We start from the raw sequence: 2,329 nt of genomic DNA, 5'->3' as shown, positions 1-2,329 counted from the left end.
CGTAAGCGGTAATTTCAGCCCACCTTGATTATGCAGGCTGGAGATTCCACGGCAGCAGCTTTTCAACATCATCCACAGTCTGAGCGGCTGGTAACCGGCTAAAGACCTCTTTCAGATACCGACAGGGTTCCAGCCCACACGCTTTGGCCGTTTCTACCAGACTGTACAGGTTGGCGCTGGCATGAGCGCCTTTCTGACTATTGCTGAACAGCCAGGCTTTTCTTCCGACCACGAAGGGTCGTATGGCATTTTCGGCCACATTGTTATCCATGCGCAGGTAGCCCTCTTCGCAATAGCGAACAAGTTTCTCCCACTGATTGTTGAGATATTGTAAGGCCTTACCCAGCAAGCTTTTTGGCAGAACCTGCGGCAGGGATTTCTCCAGCCATTGTCGGAGTTGTTTCAGGATGGGCTGACTGGCCTCCTGACGTTTTCGTTTTTTCTTTTCCGGGGGGCTGTCTTTGATGTCGTGCTCTATGCGGTATAACTTTTGGATAAAGGCCAGCCCGATGTGCGCTTTCCCTGTTTTTTTGCTGTCTTTCTGCCCTTTGATCGCTTCATCAAACTTACGCCTGGCATGAGACCAGCAACCTTGATTGACGATGCCGGGCTGCCGACTTATCGCGGCATAACCTTCATAACCGTCTGTTTGCAGGTATCCCTGAAATCCTTCCAGAAGCCTGACCGGGACAGAACCACTGCGACTCGGCGCGTAATCAAACAGGACGATTTTTCGGCCTTGCTCCGGCTCCGCGACCTGCACCCACATATACGACTGACTTTGGGGTGTTTTGTCCGGCTCTTTTAAGACCTGAACCACCGTTTCGTCACAGTGTATCAAGGGAGATTCCAGCAGGTTGTCTCGCAACAGATTCAGGAGCGGTTGAACCAGCTGGCCACAACGCACCATCCACAAGGCCGTTGTCGCCCTGGCAATATCAACCCCTAACCGTTTCAGGACGCACTGCTCCAGGCGGTAAAGCGGTAAGCCATCGACGTATTTACTGGTAGCTATAGTGGCCAGCAATCCCGGTGTGGCGATACTACCCGGGATCGGTTGGGGTGGCATGGGTGTTGTTTTCACCGCGCCTTCGCAGGTACGGCAGGCATACTTGGGGCGAACATGCTGGATGACCTGGACTTTCGCGGGAATAATATCGAGCTGTTCGCTGATTTCTTCACCTATCCGGTGCAGGTCATCACTGCCGCAGCAGGCGCAGACTTTCTCCGCTGCGGGAAGATCATGCTCTTCCCGGATACGAGGAAGTTCTGGAGGTAACGGCTTACGCCCTGCCTTTTGGCGTTGATGAGCCGGGATCGTGATGTCAGGCTCTTCGATTTTGATGTCTTCCGGCTGATCCTGCTCAGCTTCGTTGAATAGGCTGACCTGATCCGGTGCGTGTTTTTCACTGGAGGCTCCGAAGCGTTTATGAATCAACTGACGGATATGTTCCTCAAGAACAGAGATTTTGTCCCGGAGCAAGTGAACTTCCGCTTTCAGGACAGCAGGGTCATCGGATAAAGGTGTGGGGCAGGCTTCCATGCCGCATCAAGATAGATTGTATCTCCGATTGTGCCAGTATCAGATCATGGCCGTGTAATGCAGTATCGGATGTGGCCTTTGCGGGCGAATATCATAACCATCCAGCAGTTGGTTTAATGCTGCGCCATCAAGGCATGCCGGACTATCCTTGCCGGGCCATTGAAACCGGAATTTCTCCAGCCGTTTATACCAGAGCACAAAGCCATTACGCTCCCAGTACAGCAGCTTGATTTTGTCACGCTGGCGGTTGCAGAACACGAACAGTTTGCAATCAAACGGTGACAGTTCCGTTTCCTGCTCGACCAGAGAGGCCAGGCCATCGATGGATTTGCGCATATCGACCCACTCCGCGTACAGGTACACGGCAACCTTCGGATCAGGCCGAATCATGGTGTTTCCTGCAGGCTTTTGATGAGGCCAGCAGCCTGATCGGGTAAAGTCTGAATCTCGATACCAGAAGGCAGGGTAATGGTGACAGTCGCGGGAAGAAGGGGCTGAGTCTTCGCCAGGGTGACCAGAGGAATGAGCTTGTTCACTTTGGGCTGGGATGCTTTGGGCTGGGAAAGGAGTTTTCGTTTCCAGTAACCGAGCTGGTGATGGTTCAGGTTATGCTGACGACTCCACTCCACCTGTGATAGACCCGATTGCTGCCAGTTTTTGATGCGTTCTGACCAGAGTGTTTTGAGTTGTGCATGGGCTTCTGTTTTCATCATACATCTCCGGAAGAAAACGGAAGTGTGATGTAGAACGTCGGTGAAGTTAATGTGGGGGGAAATTACCGCTTAC

General features: G+C 52.6%; 3 protein-coding genes. All 3 read right to left on the bottom strand.

What is annotated here, in order from left to right; translation table 11 throughout:
* Window positions 1-28 precede the first annotated feature (28 nt).
* Genes tnpC through tnpA form a run of 3 tightly spaced genes read right to left on the bottom strand, consistent with a single transcriptional unit; the run spans window position 29 to window position 2,256 of the window.
* On the bottom strand, window positions 29-1,543 hold the full coding sequence (gene tnpC / locus ACY2RQ_RS19190; RefSeq protein ID WP_490114622.1) for an IS66 family transposase: 1,515 nt from the start codon (window positions 1,541-1,543) through the stop codon (window positions 29-31).
* 39 nt (window positions 1,544-1,582) lie between these two features.
* Window positions 1,583-1,933 carry an IS66 family insertion sequence element accessory protein TnpB gene (tnpB, locus tag ACY2RQ_RS19185; protein WP_490114621.1) on the bottom strand — a complete coding sequence of 117 codons (351 nt, stop codon included), beginning with the start codon at window positions 1,931-1,933 and terminating at the stop codon, window positions 1,583-1,585.
* The gene (gene tnpA, locus ACY2RQ_RS19180) at window positions 1,930-2,256 is read right to left on the bottom strand and encodes an IS66 family insertion sequence element accessory protein TnpA (protein ID WP_490114620.1); all 327 of its coding nucleotides are present in this window, start codon (window positions 2,254-2,256) and stop codon (window positions 1,930-1,932) included. The genes tnpB and tnpA overlap by 4 nt, the downstream gene beginning before the upstream one ends.
* Window positions 2,257-2,329 lie beyond the last annotated feature (73 nt).

The organism is Parendozoicomonas sp. 209JJ7-1 (genome assembly GCF_058147085.1).
The sequence above is the reverse complement of the archived record's forward strand: the minus strand, read 5'-3'. Positions and strand labels throughout refer to the sequence as shown.

Bases quoted from the DNA above. Each gene is read 5' to 3' on its own strand.
- tnpC (WP_490114622.1), bottom strand. From the start codon at position 1,543: ATGGAAGCCTGCCCCACACCTTTATCCGATGACCCTGCTGTCCTGAAA.
- tnpB (WP_490114621.1), bottom strand. From the start codon at position 1,933: ATGATTCGGCCTGATCCGAAGGTTGCCGTGTACCTGTACGCGGAGTGG.
- tnpA (WP_490114620.1), bottom strand. From the start codon at position 2,256: ATGATGAAAACAGAAGCCCATGCACAACTCAAAACACTCTGGTCAGAA.